Raw genomic sequence first — 22619 nt, 5'->3', positions numbered from 1 at the left:
TCGATAGTGCCCAACAGTATTAAACCTCGCGCTTTTATTGCGTTAGCTTCTACGTCAAACGACCAGACTGCACGCCCACAGATGGTTGAACCAACCCTCCAACCCTGTGGGATTTTCCATGATCAACCGTCGAACACTGCTGTCCTTGCTGGGCCTGGCGTCTCTTGCTCTGTACGGCCCGTCGGCCAGCGCCGCCGAACCGCTGACCCTCACTGTGGGTGACCAGTTCTTCTCCAACCGTATCGTGCTGGAGCTGTCGGGCGAGCTGAAAGACCTGCCCTACAAAATCGACTTCAAACGCTTCAACACCGGCTCCCCGGTGGCCTCGGCCGTGGCCAGCGGCGCGCTGGATGTGGGCATCGTCGGCGATACCCCGGTGATCAGCCTGGCCGCCAATGGCGCGCCGGTCAAAGTGGTCGCCAGCACCCAGACCAGCCTCGACGGCGTGGGCATCGTGGCGCGCAAGGGCATTCAGTCGGTGGCCGACCTCAAGGGCAAGACCGTCGCCATCTGGAACGGCTCATGGAGCCAGCAACTGGCGTACAAGGCGCTGGATGAAGCCGGTGTGCCGCGCAGCAGCGTCCACTTCAAATACCTGCTGCCGGCCGAGGCCAGCCTGGCACTGACCCAGGGCGACATCGACGCCTTCGGCACCTGGGAGCCCTATGTGTCGCTGCAGGAAAAAGAAGGCAGCACCCTGATCCGCAACGCCAAGGGCCTGATGAGCGCACCGACCTACATCGTCGCCTACGAGCCGGCCCTGGCGCAGAAAAGCGCGATCATCAAGGACTTCATTGCCCGCCTGACGCGCGCTCGGGTGTGGAGCAACACCCACGTTGATGAATATGCCGAAGCCTGGTCGAAGGCTAACCAGTCGGCACCGGAAATCGCCAAGGTGTGGTTCAAGCGCGATGCGATCAAGGTGCTGCCGATCTCGCCGACGATCATCAGCGAGGCCCAGGCCACGGCGGATTTTTTGGTGGATGCGCAGATGTTGAAGCAGCGGTATGACGTGGCGCCGTTGTTTGATCGGGTGCTTTAAACGCGGGGGAAATAAGCGCTCACAGTATCCACGGGCTGTTTGTACAGGTGCTGAACTAGGATTTTTGACTCCGGCGCTCACCGGAAACAAAATTCCACTGGCATCGACAAGGAGTAGCCAGTAGGCTACAAGTGATACTGTGACTAATTCAATCGGCAGGACGCCGGAGTTTGATACATGGCTCGACGGTATGCGGGATATTTGGGGGAAAACGGCGATTCTTGCTCGCTTGGACCGGGCGGAGGAAAACAATTTTGGGGATTGTGAATCCGTAGGTGACGGCCTGAGTGAGATGCGTGTGTTTGTCGGGCCCGGCTACAGGATGTATTTCGTGCGTACGGGAGTCACTGCCTACCTGATGTTGTGGGGGAGCGATAAAACCGACCAGAAAAGAGGAATCAAGCGGGCTAAAGAGATTCTTGATGCCCTGAGAGGTAGATGAAATGAGCGAATCGAAATTCAAACCCGAGGACATGCCGATCCTCGACCTGGATACTTCCGGCACTAGCGTCTATGAAGCGTCGCGCTTCCTCGACAGTCCGCAAACCATCAGTGCGTATCTGGCGCAAAGCATGAAGTCTCAAGACCCGCAGCTACTCATGAAGGCGCTTGCCGAGGTTGCTAAGGCCCAAGGTGTGAACAAGGTGGCGGAAGCGGCTGGGGTTAACCGGGAGAGCCTGTATAAAACCTTGAAGGGGGGCTCGAAGACACGCTATGAAACGATCCAGAAGCTGATGCTGGCGTTAGGGGTTGAGTTGACTGTGCGGCCGATTGTAGGAGCGAGCAAGCCCGCCCCTACAAAAATCTGAATCAGCGCACCAGGCACGGCTGCTTGTTGTTGAAGCACCACCCTGGAATCAGAAACTGCATCGCCACGCTGTCATCCCGCGCGCCGAGGCCCATGCCTTTGTACACCTCATGGGCCTTGGCGACCGCGTCCATGTCGATCTCCACTCCCAGGCCTGGCTTGCTCGGCACTTTCACGTAACCCCCTTCGATTTTCAGCGGCGCCTTGGTCAGGTGCTGGCCGTCCTGCCAGATCCAGTGGGTGTCGATGGCGGTGATGTCGCCTGGGGCTGCGGCCGCCACCTGGGTGAACATCGCCAGGGAAATGTCGAAGTGGTTGTTGGAGTGCGAGCCCCAGGTCAGGCCCCATTCATGGCACATCTGCGCCACGCGTACCGAGCCTTGCATAGTCCAGAAGTGTGGGTCGGCCAGGGGAATGTCGACGGATTGCAGCTGGATCGCGTGACCCATTTCGCGCCAGTCGGTGGCGATCATGTTGGTGGCGGTTTTCAGGCCGGTGGCACGGCGGAATTCAGCCATGACTTCGCGGCCCGAGTAGCCGTTTTCGGCGCCGCAGGGGTCTTCGGCGTAGGCGAGCACGTGGTGCTGGTCGCGGCACAGGCGGATGGCTTCCTTCAATGACCAGGCGCCGTTCGGGTCGAGGGTGATGCGTGCATCCGGGAAGCGTTCGGCCAGGGCGGTGACGGCTTCAATTTCTTCGTCGCCGCTCAATACGCCGCCTTTGAGCTTGAAGTCATTGAAACCGTACTTGGCTTTGGCAGCTTCAGCCAGGCGCACCACGGCGTCGGCCGTCAGGGCGGTTTCGTGGCGCAGGCGGAACCACTCATCATCGCTGTCGGCTTCGTTGCGGTAAGCGAGGTCGGTGGCGCTGCGGTCGCCGACATAAAACAGATAGCCGAGCATTTTTACCGCATCGCGTTGCTGGCCTTCACCGAGCAAGGCGGCCACCGGGACTTCGAGGAATTGGCCCAGCAGGTCGAGCAGCGCCGCTTCCATGGCGGTGACGGCATGGATGGTGATGCGCAGGTCAAAAGTCTGCAAGCCACGGCCGGCGGCATCGCGGGAGGCAAAGGTGCTGCGCATCTGGTTGAGGATGCGCTGGTACTGGCCGATGGGTTGGCCGATCACCAGGCTGCGGGCATCTTCCAGGGTTTCGCGGATGCGTTCGCCGCCGGGCACTTCGCCCACGCCAGTATTACCGGAACTGTCCTTGAGGATGACGATATTGCGTGTGAAGTACGGGCCGTGGGCGCCGCTGAGGTTGAGCAGCATGCTGTCGTGGCCGGCGACGGGGATGACCTGGAAGTGAGTAACGACGGGCGTAGTCATGGCAAGTTCCTGAATAAGCTTAAAGAGGTTTGCTGAGGGCGGCGCGGGTGGGCACGGCGCTCGGTGAAGCCAACACGGCAGAGGGCGTGGTCTTGGCGAAGAACACCAGGATCGCGGCCAGCACCGACGTGCCGGCCAGGCCATAGAGGCCGCCCTGGATCGAACCGGTGGTCTGTTCCAGGAAGCCGAACGTGGTGGGCGCAACGAAACCGCCCAGGTTGCCGATGGAGTTGATCAACGCGATCACGGCGGCGGCGATACGCACATCCAGGTAGCCCTGGGGAATCGGCCAGAACAGCGACGATGCCGACTTGAACCCGATGGCCGCAAAGCAGATCGCCACAAAGGCAAAGACCGGCCCGCCCGTGGTGGACATGAACATGCCCGCTGCCGCAATCAACAGCGCCGCCGCCACCCAGGCCTGCTGGAACTTGAACTTGCCCGACAACGAGGCGAAGGCGTACATGGCGATAATCGAGATCAGCCAGGGGATCGAGTTGAAGAAACCGACCTGCACATCACTGAGGTCACCCATCTTCTTGATGATGCTTGGCAGCCAGAAGGTGGCGGCGTAGATCGTCAGCTGGATGCAGAAATACAGCGCGCAGAACAGCAGGATCTGGCGGTCCTTGAGCAGCTTGCCGAGGGTCGGCTTGACGCTGGTGAGGGCCTCACGGTCGCGCTGTTCCTGGTCGATGGCATTGACCAGTGCGTCCTGTTCTTCGCGAGTCATCCACCTTGCGTCGTGGGGTTTGGAGTCCAGCCAGAACCATACAAAGAAGCCAATCACCACCGAAGCCAAGCCTTCAATGGCGAACATCCATTGCCAGCCGTGGAAACCAAAGCCTTCGATCTGCAACAGCACGCCTGACAGCGGGCCGGAAATCAGCGACGCAACCGCCGAGCCGCTCAAAAAGATCGCAATGGCTTTACCGCGCTCCACGCCGGGCAGCCAGCGCGTGAAGTAGTAGATCACCCCGGGAAAGAAACCGGCCTCGGCCACCCCCAGCAGGAAGCGCAGGATGTAGAAGTGGGTTTCGTTCTGGATGAACGCCATCAGCGTGGCGACAATGCCCCAAGTGAACATAATGCGGGTCAGCCAGATACGCGCGCCGACCTTTTGCAGCAACATATTGGAGGGTACTTCGAACAGGGCGTAGCCGATGAAGAACAACCCGGCACCGAAGCCATAGGCGGCTGCGCCGATGCCCAGGTCATGCTCCATGTGCGTGCGCACAAAGCCGATATTGACCCGGTCGATGTAGTTGAGGATGAACATGATCACGAACAGTGGAAGCACATGGCGCTTCACTTTACTCACGGCGCGCGCGAGGACGGGATCACTTTCGGGTGCGGCAGATACATGGATTGAATGGGTCACAATTCAAAACTCCCCCTGATTATTTTTATGCGGGCTTGTACGTTTTGTTGATAGACATCATACAAGTAGATTTCTCAAGATCGCAATCCGGGGGTGAGTGTTTTTCTTCTTATAACGCGGTGTGTAGAACAGATATTTCGGTTATTTAAGCTGTATATACTGGGGTTTATGCCGATTTTTGAGCGAGGCTCTTGCCAGTGGGTACCGTGAGAGGAGTATCTGTGAGAGAGGGGCTTAAGTTTGGTTGTCATACAAGTTAAGGGTTTTTTCAATCAACCCAGGCCTGACGCCGGGCTGGGTGGTAAGCTCCCCCCAGCTCAACCCCGTGGACCTGTTGCAATGCCCATTGAAAGTGGAATCCCCCTGCGTAAACGCTCCACCAACCTGGCCCAGGGCGTGGTCGACGCGCTGACCCAGCGCATCCTGCTCGGCCAGTTGAAACCTGGCGAAAAACTGCCCTCGGAATCCACCGTCGTGGCTGAGCATGGCGTGAGCCGAACCGTGGTGCGCGAAGCGATCTCCAAATTGCAGGCGTCGGGATTGGTCGAGACCCGTCACGGGATCGGCACCTTTGTGCTGGCGCAACAGGCGCAGCAGGGCTTGCGCCTGCATGTGGACACGGTCGCCAGCGTGCGCAACATGCTCGAACTGCGCCTGGGTCTTGAGGTGCAAGCTGTCGCACTGGCCGCCGTGCGCCGCACCGACCAACAACTGGCCCACATGCGCCAGGCACTCGACGACTACCAGGCCTCCCTGGCCAACAACGACAGCTGCGTGGAGGAAGACAAGCGCTTCCACCAACTGATCGCCGAGGCCACCGGTAATACCTTCTTCACCGAAATCATGCTGCACCTGGGCAATGCGATGATCCCGCGTACCCAGGTGAAAGGTGATGAACGTGGCGGCGCCGACTTTGCCCAGTTGGGTCAATTGGCGAACCTGGAACATGAGGCGATCTTCAACGCGATCAAACGCCAGGACCCGGACGCCGCCCGCGCCGCCATGGTGCTGCACCTGACCAACAGCCGGGACCGTTTTTCGGGGGAGCAGGGGCGTTGAACGAACACACCTTATCCCTGCGCCTGGAGCGCGTTGCCGCCAACGTACCGGCGGGCGCGCGCCTGGCCGATATCGGCTCCGATCACGGTTATTTGCCGGTGGCATTGATGCGTCGCGGGCTGATCACAGCGGCAGTGGCGGGGGAGGTCGCGACCACACCCTTTCATGCGGCGCAACGCACCGTGCGCGACAACGGCCTGGAGCACCAGATCAGCGTGCGCCTGGCCGATGGCTTGGCGGCCATCGAAGCCCATGACGGCATCACGGCGATCAGCGTCTGCGGCATGGGCGGCGAGACGATCCGCGACATCCTCGAAAGCGGCAAGCGGCACCTGAGCGGCCGAGAGCGATTGATCCTGCAACCCAATGGCGGTGAGCAGCCGCTGCGCCAATGGCTGATGGATAACGGTTACTCGATCCTCAGTGAAGAGCTGCTGCGCGAGAACCGCTTCTACTACGAAATCATCGTCGCCGAGCGCACCGGGCCGGTGGTTTACACCGCTGAGCAGCTGTACTTCGGCCCGCTGCAAATGCAGGCGCGCAGCCCGGCGTTCATCGCCAAATGGCAACGTATGTTGCATCAAAAGCGAAAGACCTTGGCCAGCCTGGAGCATGCACGACAGACAGTGCCGGAGGAGAAGGTTCAGGAAATTGCTCGGCAGCTCGGGTGGATTACTCAGTTGTTGGCTTGAACAACAACCGTAGGCGCGTCACGGCGCAATCGACCAGCATCCTTGGCCGGCGGCAGACCAAACATGCGCACATAGTCACGGCTGAACTGCGAGGGGCTTTCATACCCCACGCGAAAACCAGCGCCGGCTGCGTCCACCGCCTCGGCCACCATCAGTCGTCGGGCTTCCTGCAAGCGCAATTGACTGCGAAATTCCAGCGGGCTCATGGACGTGACCGCCTTGAAGTGGGCGTGGAAAGTGGACCGGCTCATGCCCGCGATATCTGCGATGGCATCGATCCGGCAGGGTTCGTCGTAATGCTGGCGTAGCCACGCGATGGCTTTGGCGATCTGGTTGAGGCGGCTGTCGGCCTTGGCCATTTGCCGCACCGCGCCATGACCGCTGCCGGTGAGCAATCGGTAAAGCACCTCGCGAATCGTCAATGGTGCGAGTTCTTGAATGTCTCTGGGCGCATCCAGCAGTTTGGCCAGGCGCACAGCCGCGTCCAGCAGTTCGGGCGTGGTGGCGTTGAGTTCGATGCCTGCGGGGGGCCGCGAGGGTTGATGCTCCGGCGCCGGGTGCCGCAGCGCCAGATCCGTCAATGCCGCCATGTCCAGGTCGAGTACCAGGCACAGGTAAGGCGCGGCCTTGCTGGCCTCGATGACCGAACCCATCACGGGAATATCCACCGAGGCCACCAGGTAAGTGGCCGCGTCATACACGTAGGAGGTTGCGCCGGCGACCACCTGTTTGCGGCCCTGAACAATCAAGCACAGCGTCGGCACGTAGACAACCGGCATAGGCAGCGTGGGAATGTCTGAGCGTACCAGGCTTACGCCGTTAATCGGTGTGGCGTGAGTGCCGTCGCTGGGTGCGTGACGGCTGATCAGCTCGATTAACTGTTGCAAGGCATCCATGAGGGCTCCGTTGAAAGGCGAATGAACGTAGCGCCCCGGACAATCGTGCAAGAACGCGGGACGATCCTGTTACAGGCGGCGAGCCAGTGGGGGGCAGACTTGTCTTCACCGGCTTAACGCCATCGCTGACAGGAGTTCATCATGCCCACTCTCAACGCACTCGACCACTACCGCCTGCTCGGACGATCCGGTATGCGCGTTTCGCCGCTCGCCCTCGGCACCATGACATTCGGCGCCGACTGGGGGTGGGGCGCGGATGAAAGCGAAGCACGCCAGATCTTTGATACTTACGTCGACCAAGGCGGCAACCTGATCGACACCGCCGTCAACTACACCAACGGCGCGTCGGAGCGCATCCTTGGCCAATTTCTCAAGGGCAAGCGTGATCGCCTGGTCGTCTCGACCAAATACACGATGGCCCGCGATCCGGGCGACCCCAACTCGGGTGGTAACCATCGCATGAACCTGATGCGCTCGGTGGAGACCAGCTTGCGCCAGCTCGACACCGACCGCATTGAGTTGCTGTACCTGCATGCCTGGGATTTCACCACGGGCGTCGAAGAGGTCATGCGCGGGTTGGACGACCTGGTGCGCAGCGGCAAAGTGCTGTACCTGGGCATCTGCAATACCCCGGCGTGGAAAATCGCCCAGCTACAAACTCTTGCCGAGCTGCGCGGCTGGTCGCCGTTGGTGGCCCTGCAAATCGAATACAGTCTGATCGAACGCAGCGTCGAACATGAGCTGATCCCGATGGCTGCCGAAATGGGCCTTGGCGTGTTGCCGTGGTCACCTCTGGGTGGCGGAATTCTGACCGGCAAATACAGCCGCGACGATCTGAGCCAAGCCAGTGAGGCGAACGTGTCGGCCACACGCAAGGGTGTGATCAGTTCATCAGGGCATATGAATGCGCGCTCATTGGAGATTGCCAGTGCGGTCACCGCCATCGCTGCCGAAACCGGCGCCACGCCGTCCCAGGTCGCGCTCGCCTGGACGCTGTGCAACCCGGCCGTTGTTGCACCTGTAATGGGCGCCAGAACCTTGGCCCAGGCTCAGGATAATCTTGGGGCGCTGAGCATTGAGCTGGACGCTGAACATATCGCCAGGCTCGACCAGGTCAGCGCGCCCGAACCGATCTTTCCGCAGCGTTTCGTTTCGCGGCCGATGGTGCAGCAATTGATGTTTGGCGGTGCCCGGCTTCAGCAGCAGAAGGCGTACCTGAAGAAATGAATCGATCAATCCCTGAGTGACAGGGTGATTGCTGACAGCGGTCAGTCGTGCATGCTCCAATGGCCCGATTATTCACCACCGATCACCCAGGTAACGCGCAATGGCAGATGCTACTGACTCAACCTTCTACGACCGTGCCGACGCGCACATCGAACTGTCGAACGAGCAGCTACAGGCTCACGAGAACCTCGGCCAGGTCAGCGCCTCGATGATGTTTGGCACCACACGCTTCAATGCCTGGGCCAGCGCGCGCAACTTCAAGTCCGGCGCGGAAATGGCCGATGCGCGGGAGGCGATGTTGAAGTACTTCTGTGACCAGTACCGGATGATGCTTGAGGATAATCTGGATGATCACATCAATAATTTCGACCGGTACATGTCGACCCGATAAGCCACTGTTACAGCTCTGCACAGACTTTGAGTGCTTTTGCCCCATTTTCGCGCACGCTACGTGCGCGATTGCTTCCCGCGCCGCCTATCTTGGGCACGCCGACAGCGGCCCGTATCTTGCTTGAGCCAAGCTAATCAATGACATGGCATTTTGCCGTCAGTCATTTCAAGGCTTCACCCTGCGGTGCACCGCGTGGGTCGTTTTTGGGGAGTGGTCGGACATGCACAGCCTTTTGTCACCGGGTATCCGCCTGCTGGGGCGTTTTGGTTTTGCGCGCAAGTTCCAGATCCTGTTCTTCCTGTTCATGCTGCCCCTGGCGGGTAGCCTGTGGATGATCGGCTCGGACTATCGCGATAAATTAACCGTGATTTCCAGTGAGCAGTCCGGCGTCCGGCAACTGTTGGCCCTGGATGCGCTGGATGGCCAGCTGACAGCCCAGCGCAACCTGGCCGCACGCTGGAAGGCGGCGGACATCCTGCACGCACCCACGCCAGCGGCGAAGGCGGCGATGGACAAGGTCGACGCCAACTTCCCGGTGATCCTGCAAAGCCTGCAAGCCCTGGGCGATTCACTCAAAGCCCAGCACGCCAGTGCCGATATCCTCGCGCGCTTCGACGCCTTGCAAGCGACGGTCAAGGGCATGGACTCCCAATCCCTGCGCACCGTGGGCTGGTGGCCGGACGGTTACGACCGTTTCACCTCGGCCCTGACCGCGATGCAAACCCTGCGCGAGCAGATCACCCTGGACGCCGGGTTGATCCTCGACCCGTGGCTGGAAACCTACCTGCTGATGCAGATTTCCACCCAGCACACCCCCGACCTGATCGAGCGCATTGGCCGCATGGCCAGTGTCGGCCAGTCGTCCATTGCCTCGGGACAGTTCACCTTGCAGAGCCGTTTGCAGATGCGTGACCTGCGCAGCCGCATCGGTGATGCGCGGGACCAGTTGGTCAAGGCCGCGGCCTCGCTCAAGGCCAAGCAGTATGCCGGGCTGGAACCCTGGACTGTGCAGTACGACAACAGCCTGCAACGCCTGGACAATGAGCTCAAAGTACTCGACGACGGCGTGTTTGGCGGCACCATCAAGCTCGACACGGCGGCCTTCGAAACCAGTGTCGACGGCATGCTCGACAGCCTGGGCGCGCTGCGTAACCAATCGCTCGATTCGCTGGATGCGCGCCTGGGTCACTACCGTGATCGCTCGTTGCAGAACTTCGTGCCGGTGGCGGCGACCTTCAGCCTGTTGGCGCTGGCCGCGTTGTACCTGTTCATCTGTCTGCAAGCCTCGATCCGCCGTAGCGCCAGTGGCATCACCACCCTGGCCGAGTCGCTGCGGGACGGCAACCTGTGCGTCGAGGTGGCGGTGGAAGGGCGCGACGAACTCGCGGCCATCAGCACCGCGTTGAACGTGGCGGTGGTGCAGTTGCGCACCAGCCTATTGGGGGTCAATCACGAGACGCAGCAACTGGGTTCGGCGGTGCTGACCCTCAACTCCCAGTCGGGCAGCACCCTCACCGAAGTCGAAGACCAGCAACAACAAATCAGCCAGATTGCCGCTGCGGCCACCCAATTGGCCGCGACGTCCCTGGGCGTCGCCAAGAGCTGCGAACAAGCTTCCGGCAGCGCCCAGCAGACCCGGCGCATCGCCGAAGACAGCAGCCGCGACAGCCAGCGCACCACGGCCAGCATCCAACAACTCAACCTGCGCCTGACCGACACCGCCGATGCGCTGGAGCAGGTCAGCCAGCAGGGCCAGCAGATTCAATCGGTGGTCGACACCATCCGTGGCATTGCCGAGCAGACCAACCTGCTGGCGCTCAACGCCGCCATCGAAGCCGCCCGCGCCGGTGAGCAGGGACGGGGGTTTGCCGTGGTGGCCGATGAAGTGCGCAGCTTGTCGCAACGCACCCAGGCTTCCACGGCGCAGATCGCCGGCACGGTCGACAGCCTGCGCGCCACGGTCAGCCAAGCGGTCACGTTGATGGGCGCCGCGTGTGAACAGGCACTGACGGATGCTGAATCCGTCACCGGGTTGGGCACGCGTTTGGGCGAGATTGCCGGTGCGGTGCAGCACGTCACCGACACCTTGGCGCAGATCGCCACCGCTGTTGAAGAGCAAGCGGCGACGGCGGATGAAGTGAGCGGCAATATCCAGCAAGTGGACCAGGCGGCGGGGCGTTTGCTCGACGGCGCACGGGCAGTGAACCGCGCGGCCGACACCCTGAGCAAGGGCAGCCAGGCATTGAGCGATAACACCGCACGGTTTCGCCTGGGGTGAGCAGGTTTTTGTGGTGACCACGCTTCCTGTGGTGAGCGGGCTTGGTGTGGTGAGCGGGCTTGCCCCGCGCTGGGCTGCGCAGCAGCCCTGAATTCTGGCGACTCGGTTTAACTGACGATGCGCGGTGTTTTGAATGGGGCCGCTTCGCAGCCCAGCGCGGGGCAAGCCCGCTCACCACAGGAAGCCCGCTCACACCACAGGAAGCTTGCTCACCAAAACAAGCCCGCTCAACACAACAAGCTCTCCCACCACAGGAACCTTCGGCTTCTACAGGGCTCACTTACTAGGTCGCTCTGTTTCGTCGCCGAAAGGACTCCGCATGACTTCAGCCCCGCCAACGACCCTCCCGCACGGCCCCGTCACCCGCGAACTCAGCCTGCGCGCCGTCATCACCGGCAGTGTCCTCGGCATCCTGCTCACGCCGTCCAATGTCTACGCCGGGTTGAAAATCGGCTGGTCGTTCAACATGTCGATCATAGCGCTGTTGATCGGCTACGCCATCTTTCAAGGCGTGGCCAAACGTTCCACCGACCACCTGCCGTGGACCTTGCACGAAAGCAACATCAACCAGACCGTCGCGTCAGCCGCCGCGTCGATTATTTCGGGTGGGTTGGTGGCGCCGATCCCGGCCTATACCTTGCTGACCGGCAACCAGTTGGATGCCATCCCGATGATCGCCTGGGTGTTCTCGGTGAGTTTCCTGGGCATCTGGATCGCCTGGTATCTACGGCCCTCGCTGCTCAATGACAAGGCGCTGAAATTCCCCGAGGGCATGGCCACCCTGGAAACCCTGTTGCACATCTACAATCACGGACGCGAAGCCGCGACGCGCTTGAAGGTGTTGCTCAGCGCCGCGTTGCTCTCCGGGCTGGTCAAGTGGGTCGATACCTTCATGTGGGCCTTCCCGCGCTGGTCGCCCAGCGCCCAGTTGGAGCGCCTGACCTTCACCGCCGACCCTTCGCTGTTGCTGGTGGGCTTCGGCGGTATCATCGGCATTCGCGTGGGCCTGACCTTGCTGCTCGGCGCCTTGCTCGCCTGGGGTGGCCTGGGCCCCTGGCTGTTGGCGCATCACTGGGTGACCTTGCCTGCGGGCAGCAGCGGCCCGCAGTTCGCCGCGTTGGTGGAGTGGTTGCTGTGGCCGGGTGTGAGCCTGATGGTGTGTTCCACCTTGGCCTCGTTGGCGATCCGTTTGTGGGCGTTGTACCGGTCCACTCACGCCAGCGGCGGATCAAGCTGGACGGTGCCCAAACCGGGGCCGGCCGCCGGTTTTGCGTTGGCGATCGTGCTGGTGGTGAGCCTGCAGGCGTTGCTGTTCGGCATCAATCTCGGCATGGCCTTGCTCACCATTCCCTTGGCGATCTGCCTCGCCGCCGTCGCTGCGCGCGTGGTGGGTGCCACCGGCATTCCGCCTATTGGCGCCATTGGGCAGCTGTCTCAGCTGAGCTTTGGCATCGTCGCGCCGGGGCAGGTACCGATCAACCTGATGAGCGCCAACACGGCCGGTGGCTCGGCCGGGCAGTGCACCGACTTGATGAATGATTTCAAGGTGGGCAAGGCCATTGGTGCCACGCCGCATAAGCAGGTGATCGCGCAGATTCTGGGGATTTTCATCGGCAGTATCGTTGGTGTCTTCGCCTACCTGGCATTGATCCCGGATCCGCAAACCATGCTGCTCACCGAAGAGTGGCCGGCCCCGGCGGTCGCTACCTGGAAAGCCGTGGCGCAAACCCTCACCCATGGCTTGGATTCACTGTCTACCAGCATCCGCTGGGCAATTGCCATCGGCGGCCTGGTGGGTGTGCTGCTCGGTGTGCTGGACAGCACCTTGCCTGCCCATCGTGCCCGCTTCCTCCCGAGTGCCGCCGCCCTGGGCCTGGCCTTTGTGCTGCCGGCCTCGGTTTCGCTGATGATGGCCCTGGGCGCGATACTGACCTGGTTGGTGAGCTGCCGCTGGCCGAGCCTCACCGAGCGCTTTGCGATTACTGCCGCCGCCGGCTTGATTGCGGGGGAGAGCATCACCGGCGTAGGTGCTTCACTGTGGTCGATGGTGCACTGAAGCGTGGCTCGGCAGTTGCCGAGCCTGCCGCCAGGGCCTCAGGCGATCTTCACATTCATGGTGATCCTCGCGGTGAACACCTTCACGTCGCCCTCATCAAAAATATCCACCGGCACGATCTTGTCCCCTGCGGTGGACCAATCAATGCCGCTGCCATCCGCCACGGCGCGGATGTTCGACTTGGCCTTCGCCAGGTATTCCACGGTCATGCCCTTGGGGATCCACTTGGCGCCTTGGGGGATCGACACATCCGTCATCGTCCCACCCGCCAATTCCGCCGCGTTGCACAACGCAATGGCATGCACGGAGGCCAGGTGGTTGGTGATTTCCTTGCGAAACGGCACGTTGACCACCGCGTGCCCAGGCCGCAGCTCGGCGACTTGCGGGTTGATGGTGCTGAAGTAGGGCGCCACTTGGCAGGCCATTTGGCTAAACGCTGCAGGGCCTGCGCTGTTGAACAGGTTGAGAAACTGGCTCATGGATAATCCTCCTGATAATAATTACAGAATAATATTCTGTGACGGAACAATATTCTGTAAAATCCAGTCATGTCAAGCCGTGTCTTCTCTGCGGGCGGCCGTACCTTTAGACTCCGTACATTTGGCGAGCCACTTCATGCACGCACCTGACCTGATCGAGCGCACCTTCCCGGGCCGGCGCAGCGACCTCAAGCGCAGCATCCTGCGCGAGGCCCTAGCCAGCTTTAACGACGTGGGTATTGAAGCGACGAATATCGAAACCATCCGCGCGCGGTGCGAGACCAGCGTGGGCGCCATCTATCATCACTTCGGCAACAAGGAAGGCATCGTCGCCGCGCTGTTTTTTGCCGCGTTGGAGGACCAGGCCGCACTGCGGGAGCAACACCTCAAGCAGGCACAAACCGCCCAGGCTGGCGTGGAAGCGCTGGTGCGCAGTTATGTGGAGTGGGTGGATGCGCAACCCGAATGGGCGCGCTTTATGTTCCAGAGCCGTTTCGCCGTGGCCAACGGCCCGCACAAGGACGAACTGCTCACCCGTAACAAACAGCGCAACGCGCAATTGACCGAGTGGATGAGCGACGAAGGCCGCCGTGAGGCGTTCAGCCATATCCCGGCAGAACTGCTGCTGTCGCTGATCATCGGCGCGGCCGAAAGCTATGCCCGTGCGTGGTTATCCGGCCGGGTCAAGCACAGCCCGAATCACTACGCCGCGTTGCTGGCGCAGGCGGCGTGGGCCTCGATCAGCCAAACGCCTCCACAATAAACGCCTCCAAGGTCGCCTCTTCGAGGATCTCCATGGAGAAATGCCCGAAACGCTTGGGCAGCCAGATAATGCGCCCCCCGGACGGTGATTGCAGGTTCTCGCGGGCCAGGGGCACGCCGTTTTCGTTCTCCGGCTGCACACCGGCGGCGATCAGCTCGTCATAAGCGATCTCGATGTCCGGCGTGGTGTAGCAGTGGCGGTAAATCATGCCTTCGCCGTGGGCGTCCAATAGCTCGCGCAGGTTGCCGGCGATCGGCTGGACCAGCATGAAGCGTTCTTGCCCCATCAGCACCACGGCATACCGCACGTGCAGGCCGCCGCGCTCCCACACGAACGTCTTGGAAATGCGTGCCTTGAGAATGTGTGCGTAATAGGCACAGGCTTCTTCAAGGTTTTCGACCAATATGTCGACGTGGCTGAATTTCAGATCCATGCTGTGCCTCCTCTCGAACCGATCCCCATGGTAACCACGGCGTCCGTCACGCAGAAAATTATTTGTCGGCACTCCCGAAGGCTGGCGTAGTCTGTTCCCAAGACACCCCTCTCGCCCTGCGGAGCCTTCAATGATCATCGTCCACCACCTCAACAACTCACGCTCGCAACGCATCCTGTGGCTGCTCGAAGAACTCGGCCTGCCCTACGAGATCAAGCGCTATCAGCGCGACCCGAAAACCAACCTCGCACCGCCGGAGCTCAAGGCGATCAACCCGCTGGGCAAATCCCCGGTGATCGAAGACGGCGGCCTGGTGCTGATCGAGTCCGCCGCCATCATCGACTACCTGATCCGCCGCCACGGCCAGGGCCGCCTGCAACCGGATCCTGCCAGCGCCACCTACGACCACTACGTGCAGTGGCTGCACTTTGCCGAAGGCTCGGCCATGTTGCCGTTGATGCTCAACCTCTACGTCGGCCGCCTGGGCGAGGCGGGTGCGCCGCTGCACCCGCGGATCGAATCGGAAGTCGCCAACTACCTCGGTTACCTGAACGACGTGCTCGCGGGCAAAGCCTACCTGCTCGGCGATGAGCTGAGCGGCGCGGATATCCAGATGAGCTTTATCGGTGAAATCGCCAGGGCCCAGAGCAAGTTGCAGGCCTACCCGAACTTGGCGGCGTGGGTGGAGAAATTCCAGGCGCGACCTGCGTATCGCAAGGCGGTGGAGCAGGGCGGGACGTATGCGTTTGCTAAGTGACTAACGCTGCTGCAACGCCACCTTCAGCCCTAGCCCCATAAACAGCGTGCCGATGATTTTGCCTTCCCAGCGCCGCAGTTTGGACAGCCCCTTGATGCCTCGGCTCAAGGGGCGGATGGCGAGGGCGAGCAGGCTGGTGTACACCGCACTGAGCACTGAGAAGATCAGGCCCAGCACCGCGAACTGAACCAGCGACGAGCCGGATTCCGGGTGGACGAATTGCGGCAGGAACGCCAGGAAGAAAATCGCAGTCTTCGGGTTGAGCACCTCGGCGCCCACCGCCTGGAAAAACGCCTGGCGCGGGGTGACGGCGGGCAAGGTCAGCCCCGTCTGAGAGCCGGTCTTGGCCATGAACGCACGTACGCCCAGGTAGATCAGGTAGGCCGCACCGGCCCACTTCACCGCGTTGAACGCCGTGGCCGACGTCATCAGAATCGCCGACAGCCCCAACGCCGCGCCCAGGGTATGCAGCAGGTCGCCGCACGCCACGCCCAGCCCGGTCGCCACGCCGACCTTGCGTCCGCCTTGCACGGTGCGGCTGATCACCAGCAACACGGAGGGGCCTGGAATCAGAAACAGGCCAATCACTACGGCGACATAGGTGATGAGGGAGGCGAGTTCAAACATGGCGGACGCTCTCATAAAGGGGGCACGGTCCCTAATGCCCTTCAGTTAAGGGTGAATAGTGTACCTGTGGCGAGGGAGCTTGCTCCCGCTGGACTGCGCAGCAGTCCCATTTTTGGGGCCGCTTTGCGGCCCAGCGGGAGCAAGCTCCCTCGCCACAGGTTACCTTTACCCTTTCTGCTTCTTAACTGACTGGCATTAGGCATGGCCCCCAGTTATCCCCAAGTGAATGGTGTTTACAACTGTTAACGGATTGAACGGCGCAATCGCTATAGGCTTTGGGGTGTCCGCCCTGGAGCCCATCGCCATGAACCTGCGAGCCACCGCCGCTACCCTGTTTGCCTTTGCGCTGCTGCTGCCGTCACCGGCCGAGGCCGCGACGCCTATCACCCACGTCGCCATCTACCGGGGCCCGGCGGGTTGTGACGACTGTTCCGAAAACGTGGCGAAAGCCCTGCAACGACTCAATCCCAACTATCACATCGATTTTGTGGGCGCGGATGAGTCGATCGACATCACGCCGCAAACCCTGGCGCGCTACGACCTCTACGTACAACCCGGCGGCGGCCAGGACATTCCCGCAGCGCTGCGCAGCCTGGGTGATGCGCGCAGCGAGGCCATCCGCAATTACGTCGCCCACGGCGGCCGCTATTTAGGCTTGTGCATGGGCGCCTACCTGGCGGATGACAACAACCTTGGCCTGATCCCCCAGGACCTCGACGGCGAAGCCGGCCGCCCCGGTTTCGAAGTGCCCGGCATCGCCGACGCCGCGGTGCAGGTCACGTGGGCGGGCAAGCCTGACCACGTCTTCTTCCAGGACGGCCCGTACTTTCCGAAAGGGTCGTATAAAACCATCGCCACCTACCGCAACGGAGACGTCGCGGCGGCGCGGTATACCTATGAAAAGGGCGTGGTGGTGCTGAGCGGCCCGCACCCTGAGGCCAGTCGGGAGTGGTTTGAAAATGCCGAGATCCCAGTGAGCAAAATGCCTGAGGGTGATCTGTTTGGTTCATTGGTCCGCAGCTTTTGAAGCCCCTCGTTCTTAGAACGATTGCCCTTCAAAACGCTTCAACGAAAATGACGACAGATCCAACTCGCTCTCGCCCTTCACGCACCACTGCGCAAACGCCTCACCCAACGCCGCCGAATGCTTGAAACCATGCCCCGAACACGGCGACACCACCAAGGTGTGCTGCAACCTCGGGTGCCGGTCGATGATGAAATGATGGTCCGGCGTCACCGTATAGGCGCACACCGCTGACTTGACCACCTTGGCCGTCAGCCCGGCGATACGGCCCTGCACCTGTTGCTCGTACATCTCCCGCTCCTGGGCGGGCGAAACGGTGCGGTCCAGCGTCTGCGGCGTGGACACGGTGTGATACTGCGCCGTCGCCACTTTCAAACTGCCTTCGCCAGGCAACGCCGGGAAGCCGTAGTTAGTGTGACCCTCGCCCGGCCCATGGGTAAAAATGAACGTAGGAGACGCGCCGACCAGCGCCGCATCCGGCTCCGTTTCGAACCAGAACAACTGCTGGCGATAGACCTTGAGCAACTGATCAAACGGCGCCCCCAGCAACCCCCCCGCCCAGTTGCCCGCGCTGACCACCAGCTTGTCGGCTTGCAAGGTGCGTTGGTCAGTGGTCACCGTGACGCCGTGCTCGTCCGAGCTGATGTGGGTCACGGTTTCGCCCTTGTACAACGTCGCGCCCTGTTGCTCGGCCAGACGCAACTGCACTTCGATGCAGCGCTCGGGCCGCACGAACCCGCCACCGGGTTCGTAATAGCCGATGGCGCTGTCGACCACCTGGGCAAACTGCGGAAAGCGCTGGCGAATCTGAGTCGCGTCCAGCACCTCATGCTCGATACCGTAGGTTTGCGCCAGGCCAATGGTGCGCAAGGTGAAGTCGGTTTCATCGCTTGGGTCGAAATCCTCACGGGAGGTGAGCACCAGCAACCCCGACTGTTCAAACAACGACTCCCCCGACAGCGCCTCCAACTCCCGCCAGATGCGATGCGAATTACGCACGATGGGCACGTACTGCGCGCCTTCACCCACCGACAACCGCGTGATCCGCGTATCGCCATGGCTGGAGCCAAACGTGTGGGGCGGGTGATGACGGTCGATACCGGCGACCTTTACACCGGCCTTGGCCAGTTGGTACACCGTGGCGGCACCCATGGCGCCCAAGCCGATGACCAGCGATTCATAACGTTCCAATGTCGATACTCGCTAGAGGGGAGGGCACATAGTTGAGTGCAGCCACGGCTAAAACACAAGGGGCCGATCAGCCTGTGGTTGCGCGAAACGGCCGGAACGCCGTCCACAGTTCCTCGGCAAAAACCTGCGGCTGTTCAAACGCCGCAAAGTGGCCGCCCTTGTCCACCGCATTCCAATAGAACAGATTGGCCCACGCCGCTTCTGCCCACGCCCGTGGCGGCTTGAAGGTTTCGGCGGGGAAAATGCTCGCGCCCATCGGCACCTGGATACGCTCCACACCGCCCCGCGCCGACGAGAAGAAGTCCGCACCACGAATGGTCGCGCCCACGCCTTCCCAGTACAGGCGCGCGCTGGACGTGCCGGTACCGGTGAACCAGTACAACGAGATGTCATCGAGCATCTGGTCGCGGGTGAGGGCGTCTTCGGGGCGGCCGTTGTTGTCGGTCCACTCCCAGAATTTTTCATACATCCACGTGGCCAGGGCCACCGGCGAATCGTTCAGGGCATAGCCGATGGTTTGCGGGCGGGTGTTCATCTGGTTGGCGTAGCCGGCCTTGTCGCTGACGTAACGCTCGATGTCCTCAAGGGCCTGACGCTCTTCTTCGGTCGGGTTGGCGGGTAATTGCGCCGGCACCACCATCGGCAAATTCACGTGCGCCGCCATCAACCCCTCGGGTGCCTGGCCGGCCAACGCGGTGGTGATGGCCGCGCCCCAGTCGCCGCCCTGGGCCACCCAGTGCTTGTAGCCAAGCCGCTGCGTCATCAGCACCGCCCAGGCGCGGGCGATGCGCGCCGGGTTCCAGCCTTGCTCGGTGGGTTTATCGGAAAAACCGTAGCCGGGAATCGCCGGCACCACCACATGAAACGCATCTTCAGCCTTGCCGCCGAACGCCACCGGATCGGTGAGGCGCTCGATCACATTCAGGAACTCCAACACCGAGCCGGGCCAACCGTGGGTCAGCAGGATTGGCGTAGCGTTCGGGTGCGGCGAGCGTGCGTGAATGAAGTAAATACCCACGCCGTCGATCCGCGTGCGGAACTGCGGGAAGCTGTTCAAGCGCGCTTCAAACGTGCGCCAGTCATAACCGTTGAGCCAGTAGTCCACCAGCGACTTCGCGGCATCCAACGGCACACCTTGCGACCAGTCCTCCACCAACTCCTGATCAGGCCAACGGGCCATGCGCAAGCGCAGTTGCAAATCCTCGATGGCAGCCTGGGGCACGTGCACCTCGAACGGGATGACAGCCTCCGTGGCCGGCGGCAATACCAAGGGGCGATGGGCGGAAAAATCGAATGTCGCGGGCATCTCTGTCTCCAGGGTTCAATTGTTTGTAACGACCGCTACAAAATAGCCTGAGCAGAAATCCCTCGTCAATGATATTGTATCGGCCGATACAGAATTGGCAGGTGACCCATGGCGAGAAAAATTGCGTTTGATTACGACCAGGCCGTCGAGAAGGCCAAGGTGTTGTTCTGGCAGCGCGGCTACGTCGCCACTGGCCTGCGCGACTTGCTCAAGGTCATGGACATCGGCGAAAGCTCCTTCTACAACTCGCTCAAGAGCAAGAAGCAGCTGTACCTGGCCTGCGTGCAGCGTTACGAAGACGATGTGGTGGCGCGGCGCCTGGAAGCCCTGGTATCGGCCCCCACTGCGGCCGAGGGCATCCGCGCATTTTTCAGCGTGATTCTCGATGACCTGGAAGGCGCACAGATGCCATCGCCCCTGTGCATGGTGGCCGCGATGGTGACGGACGTGGTGTTGTCAGACCCGGAGTTGCGCGAGCGCGCCGAGCAGGGGTTGGAAGCGGTGCGCGGCATCATGGCCGAGCGCCTGAGTGAGGATCAGGCCCAGGGCCTGCTGCCAGCATCCCTCGACCCGCAGGTGACCGCCACGGTGATCCTTACCTACCTGCAAGGCCTGTGGCGCATGGCGCTGGTGAAGTTCGAGCGACCTGGCTTCGAACGCCAGGTCGACACGTTTTTGCAGGGGCTGGGGCTATAGTCAGCGCACCACTTCCAGCGTCTGGATTTCATTCACATAGTGGGTCTGGCTCGACGTCGACTCCAGCGTCAGGGCGACGCCCAGGTCCTCGATAAACGCGCGCGACGACGCATAACCGTCCTGCTCGCAGGCCAACCGGATGGCATCGCCCGTCAACGACGCAAACACCTGGCGTGCCGGGAAGCGCTCGCCCACCTTGCAGGTCAAGGTGGTTTCGAGCGGTTTGTCGGTGGGCTTGACCGGCACGTTGGCCATCTTCAAGTGCGCACTCAGGGTCTGGCCCGGCGCCCAGCTCGTCGGCAATTTTACCTCGGCCTCACGGGTCTGCAGCACCTGGCCTTCGCCCACGCCGTTCATTTTCGACTTCAGCTGGATCAGGTCCGCCAGCATCAAACGGTCCACATTGAAGGCGGCGCCGTAGGCTTCGTTCTTCACCAGCAAACCGTCTTCGGCCTTGAAACGGATGGTGATCGGCGCGTCCTTGCCTGCGGCGTTCTTCGACAGGTAGCTGTAGCTCAACGTCTTGAACTTGGGTTGCAGCAGTGGTGCGTCGAGGCCCTGGAGCACGTTGGGCGGCACCGGCACATCGCCGAGGTTGGTTTCCGCCACGGTGCGCGGGTAATCCACCGGCGCGATGTCCGGCCGCAACAGCGCCAGCAACCCGGCATTCACGCCACCCTGCACCGAACAGCTCACACGGGAATACTTGCCCTCCGGCTCCACGATCAGCACCCGCTCCACATTGCGCAGCCCCGGCGCCTTGCCCGGCATCGGCTTGATCGCCTGCCAACTGTTGCCCACCTTCAACTCACTGCGCGTGTATTGCCCCTCGCCTTTTTGCAGCGCACCGGGTTGGTCGAGCAACGCCGCGAGGCGCGGGGCGACCTCATCAATCGGGCCGTCCACCGTGAAGCCCCAGAAGTAATACAGGCCCAACGGGCCAAGATCGCTGACCTCATCGTTATAGGACAGCAGCTTCAACCCCGCGATGGCCGGCGCACTCACCGGCACGGCCGAGGCCTTGGGTTCGGTGCGGTCGCGCACCGCGATCCAGGTGAAGTCCTTCTCCTGCTTGAGCGGCGCATAGGCCTGCCAGGCGTCGCGATGGGTGTTCAGGCGGCTGAAGAACGTCTCATCACAACGGGTGAAGGCCTTGAGCGTGTCGACCAAGGCGGCGTCGTCGGCCTGGGCAAAGGACGGCGCCAGCAGGGCAGACGCGAGCAGGGCAGCGGAAAACGGCAACTTCATGGGACAGGACTTCCTTATCGGCAGGCGAGGAACAGGGCGGGGGCATTATCCAGCAGTTGGGTGTCAGTCTCTAGTTGGCTGAGCGCATCAGGCGCAAACGCCAATTGCCGCCGTGCTGGGCGTGGCAGGCTTCTTCAGAATCCAGGTGAACGCAACGCGCCAATTGCACGGGCGGGATCTCGGCATCATGCAGTGCGGTGGCGGTCAACTCGCGGATACGCGCGTCCAACCTCGTCGCCACGGCCTGCGCCTGGCTGGCGCGAGTGTCGAAGACCCAGGTGATACGCAGGCTGCCTGGGAAGTCGGCGTAGTTGACCGTGTGGGTCAACCATTCAAACCCTGGGATTTCGGCTTTGGCGGTTTCGCAGGCGTCGGTGAGCGTGGCGACGAGGCGGCGCTCGATGCGGGTGCTGTCGCGTTTGGATTGAGCCATGGAAACCTCCGAAAGAAGACGAGCGCTATTCTTTGCGACCTTCACACACCGCCTTCAAGCCCAGCACGGTAGTGGGCGTCTGGCCAATATGTGTGGTGGTGCTCACCACCATGTTCGCGCCACTGTCGCCTTCCAAGTGATACGGCTTGCCGTCGCAGACTTTCGCGGCTTTCTGGTTGATGTTTTCCAGCAGGCCTTCACGGGAATTGAAGATGCTGCCATGGCTGGTGATCATGTACTCGCCCGGTGCCACTTCGTTGGCGCCGGTGAAGGTGCAGCCCGCCAGGGTTGCGGTGATGCAGCCGAGCAGCAGTAGTTTTTTCACGTCCATGTTCTCAAGTAGGGGGTTGAAGGCCGGGAAGTCTACAACACCGCCAGGCTATTTTTCAGCGCTGTGAAAGCACGCCCGGTCCTGCGTATGGATGAAAGGGAGCGCCGCGCTGCGGACAAGGCCGCCCAAACGCACACATTCCGGTAAGGCCAATCAGCAGAAAGATGGCACAA

24 protein-coding genes are annotated in these 22619 nt (G+C 61.7%); 13 read left to right on the top strand and 11 right to left on the bottom strand.

Annotated elements, in window-relative coordinates; translation table 11 throughout:
* The first annotated feature begins 118 nt into the window (after window positions 1–118).
* The 3 genes from OZ428_RS23215 to OZ428_RS23205 all read left to right on the top strand — a co-directional run bounded on the left by OZ428_RS23215 (window position 119) and on the right by OZ428_RS23205 (window position 1851).
* The gene (locus tag OZ428_RS23215; RefSeq protein ID WP_177095492.1) at window positions 119–1042 is read left to right on the top strand and encodes an ABC transporter substrate-binding protein; all 924 of its coding nucleotides are present in this window, start codon (window positions 119–121) and stop codon (window positions 1040–1042) included.
* A 139-nt stretch (window positions 1043–1181) separates the two neighbouring features.
* Entirely contained in the window at window positions 1182–1484 is a 303-nt protein-coding gene (locus OZ428_RS23210) for a type II toxin-antitoxin system RelE/ParE family toxin (protein ID WP_033901037.1), read from the top strand.
* Window position 1485: 1 nt separating this feature from the next.
* The gene (locus OZ428_RS23205; RefSeq protein WP_269131445.1) at window positions 1486–1851 is read left to right on the top strand and encodes an addiction module antidote protein; all 366 of its coding nucleotides are present in this window, start codon (window positions 1486–1488) and stop codon (window positions 1849–1851) included.
* A gap of 1 nt (window position 1852) precedes the next feature.
* On the opposite strand, the gene gudD is transcribed toward OZ428_RS23205, so the two are convergent.
* Together gudD and OZ428_RS23195 are read right to left on the bottom strand one after the other, a co-directional pair.
* A complete protein-coding gene (gene gudD / locus OZ428_RS23200) occupies window positions 1853–3178 on the bottom strand; it encodes a glucarate dehydratase (RefSeq protein WP_269131444.1) in 1326 nt (441 codons plus the stop codon).
* A gap of 19 nt (window positions 3179–3197) precedes the next feature.
* Entirely contained in the window at window positions 3198–4559 is a 1362-nt protein-coding gene (locus OZ428_RS23195) for an MFS transporter (protein ID WP_269131443.1), read from the bottom strand.
* Window positions 4560–4898: 339 nt separating this feature from the next.
* Between OZ428_RS23195 and OZ428_RS23190 the strand changes: the two genes are divergently transcribed.
* Window positions 4899–5618 carry a FadR/GntR family transcriptional regulator gene (locus tag OZ428_RS23190; RefSeq protein WP_269131442.1) on the top strand — a complete coding sequence of 240 codons (720 nt, stop codon included), beginning with the start codon at window positions 4899–4901 and terminating at the stop codon, window positions 5616–5618.
* Window positions 5615–6310 (top strand): tRNA (adenine(22)-N(1))-methyltransferase, encoded by a 696-nt coding sequence (locus tag OZ428_RS23185; RefSeq protein ID WP_269131441.1) that lies wholly within the window; start codon window positions 5615–5617, stop codon window positions 6308–6310. The genes OZ428_RS23190 and OZ428_RS23185 overlap by 4 nt, the downstream gene beginning before the upstream one ends.
* Here OZ428_RS23185 and OZ428_RS23180 read toward each other — a convergent pair.
* A complete protein-coding gene (locus OZ428_RS23180) occupies window positions 6295–7206 on the bottom strand; it encodes an AraC family transcriptional regulator (RefSeq protein WP_269131440.1) in 912 nt (303 codons plus the stop codon). The genes OZ428_RS23185 and OZ428_RS23180 overlap by 16 nt on opposite strands.
* 141 nt (window positions 7207–7347) lie before the next feature.
* Between OZ428_RS23180 and OZ428_RS23175 the strand changes: the two genes are divergently transcribed.
* The 4 genes from OZ428_RS23175 to OZ428_RS23160 all read left to right on the top strand — a co-directional run bounded on the left by OZ428_RS23175 (window position 7348) and on the right by OZ428_RS23160 (window position 13158).
* Window positions 7348–8433, top strand: a complete 1086-nt coding sequence (locus OZ428_RS23175; protein WP_269131439.1) for an aldo/keto reductase — start codon at window positions 7348–7350, stop codon at window positions 8431–8433.
* Window positions 8434–8533: 100 nt separating this feature from the next.
* Entirely contained in the window at window positions 8534–8824 is a 291-nt protein-coding gene (locus tag OZ428_RS23170; protein ID WP_269131438.1) for a DUF3144 domain-containing protein, read from the top strand.
* A 220-nt stretch (window positions 8825–9044) separates the two neighbouring features.
* Window positions 9045–11102 (top strand): methyl-accepting chemotaxis protein, encoded by a 2058-nt coding sequence (locus tag OZ428_RS23165; RefSeq protein WP_269131437.1) that lies wholly within the window; start codon window positions 9045–9047, stop codon window positions 11100–11102.
* Between the two features lie 319 nt (window positions 11103–11421).
* Window positions 11422–13158, top strand: coding sequence for an OPT family oligopeptide transporter (locus OZ428_RS23160; protein WP_269131436.1), 1737 nt, complete (start codon window positions 11422–11424; stop codon window positions 13156–13158).
* 38 nt (window positions 13159–13196) lie between these two features.
* Here OZ428_RS23160 and OZ428_RS23155 read toward each other — a convergent pair whose 3' ends face one another.
* The gene (locus OZ428_RS23155) at window positions 13197–13637 is read right to left on the bottom strand and encodes a hotdog fold domain-containing protein (RefSeq protein WP_061449112.1); all 441 of its coding nucleotides are present in this window, start codon (window positions 13635–13637) and stop codon (window positions 13197–13199) included.
* A 136-nt stretch (window positions 13638–13773) separates the two neighbouring features.
* Between OZ428_RS23155 and OZ428_RS23150 the strand changes: the two genes are divergently transcribed.
* The gene (locus OZ428_RS23150) at window positions 13774–14400 is read left to right on the top strand and encodes a TetR/AcrR family transcriptional regulator (protein ID WP_033901054.1); all 627 of its coding nucleotides are present in this window, start codon (window positions 13774–13776) and stop codon (window positions 14398–14400) included.
* On the opposite strand, the gene OZ428_RS23145 is transcribed toward OZ428_RS23150, so the two are convergent.
* Window positions 14378–14833, bottom strand: a complete 456-nt coding sequence (locus OZ428_RS23145; RefSeq protein ID WP_033901055.1) for a VOC family protein — start codon at window positions 14831–14833, stop codon at window positions 14378–14380. The genes OZ428_RS23150 and OZ428_RS23145 overlap by 23 nt on opposite strands.
* Window positions 14834–14963: 130 nt before the next feature.
* On the opposite strand from OZ428_RS23145, the gene OZ428_RS23140 reads away from it, so the two are divergent.
* Entirely contained in the window at window positions 14964–15590 is a 627-nt protein-coding gene (locus tag OZ428_RS23140) for a glutathione S-transferase family protein (RefSeq protein ID WP_269131435.1), read from the top strand.
* On the opposite strand, the gene OZ428_RS23135 is transcribed toward OZ428_RS23140, so the two are convergent.
* The gene (locus OZ428_RS23135; protein ID WP_269131434.1) at window positions 15591–16217 is read right to left on the bottom strand and encodes a LysE family translocator; all 627 of its coding nucleotides are present in this window, start codon (window positions 16215–16217) and stop codon (window positions 15591–15593) included.
* A gap of 304 nt (window positions 16218–16521) precedes the next feature.
* Here OZ428_RS23135 and OZ428_RS23130 point away from each other — a divergent pair, with 304 nt between their 5' ends.
* Window positions 16522–17244: a BPL-N domain-containing protein gene (locus OZ428_RS23130; protein WP_177076357.1), complete on the top strand. Its 723-nt coding sequence runs from the start codon at window positions 16522–16524 to the stop codon at window positions 17242–17244.
* Window positions 17245–17256: 12 nt separating this feature from the next.
* Here the strand turns inward: OZ428_RS23130 and solA are convergent, their stop codons facing one another.
* Complete coding sequence (solA, locus tag OZ428_RS23125) at window positions 17257–18432, bottom strand: N-methyl-L-tryptophan oxidase (RefSeq protein ID WP_269131433.1); 1176 nt, start codon at window positions 18430–18432, stop codon at window positions 17257–17259.
* Window positions 18433–18499: 67 nt separating this feature from the next.
* A complete protein-coding gene (locus OZ428_RS23120) occupies window positions 18500–19738 on the bottom strand; it encodes an epoxide hydrolase family protein (protein ID WP_269131432.1) in 1239 nt (412 codons plus the stop codon).
* Between the two features lie 108 nt (window positions 19739–19846).
* On the opposite strand from OZ428_RS23120, the gene OZ428_RS23115 reads away from it, so the two are divergent.
* A complete protein-coding gene (locus OZ428_RS23115; RefSeq protein WP_269131431.1) occupies window positions 19847–20434 on the top strand; it encodes a TetR/AcrR family transcriptional regulator in 588 nt (195 codons plus the stop codon).
* On the opposite strand, the gene OZ428_RS23110 is transcribed toward OZ428_RS23115, so the two are convergent.
* The 3 genes from OZ428_RS23110 to OZ428_RS23100 all read right to left on the bottom strand — a co-directional run bounded on the left by OZ428_RS23110 (window position 20435) and on the right by OZ428_RS23100 (window position 22440).
* Entirely contained in the window at window positions 20435–21682 is a 1248-nt protein-coding gene (locus tag OZ428_RS23110; RefSeq protein ID WP_269131430.1) for a hypothetical protein, read from the bottom strand.
* Window positions 21683–21752: 70 nt separating this feature from the next.
* On the bottom strand, window positions 21753–22115 hold the full coding sequence (locus tag OZ428_RS23105) for a hypothetical protein (RefSeq protein ID WP_269131429.1): 363 nt from the start codon (window positions 22113–22115) through the stop codon (window positions 21753–21755).
* A gap of 25 nt (window positions 22116–22140) precedes the next feature.
* On the bottom strand, window positions 22141–22440 hold the full coding sequence (locus OZ428_RS23100) for a hypothetical protein (RefSeq protein ID WP_269131428.1): 300 nt from the start codon (window positions 22438–22440) through the stop codon (window positions 22141–22143).
* Window positions 22441–22619: the final 179 nt, after the last annotated feature.

This window comes from Pseudomonas sp. GXZC (genome assembly GCF_026967615.1).
In the GTDB taxonomy this organism is placed as follows: domain Bacteria; phylum Pseudomonadota; class Gammaproteobacteria; order Pseudomonadales; family Pseudomonadaceae; genus Aquipseudomonas; species Aquipseudomonas azotoformans_A.
The sequence above is the reverse complement of the archived record's forward strand: the minus strand, read 5'-3'. Positions and strand labels throughout refer to the sequence as shown.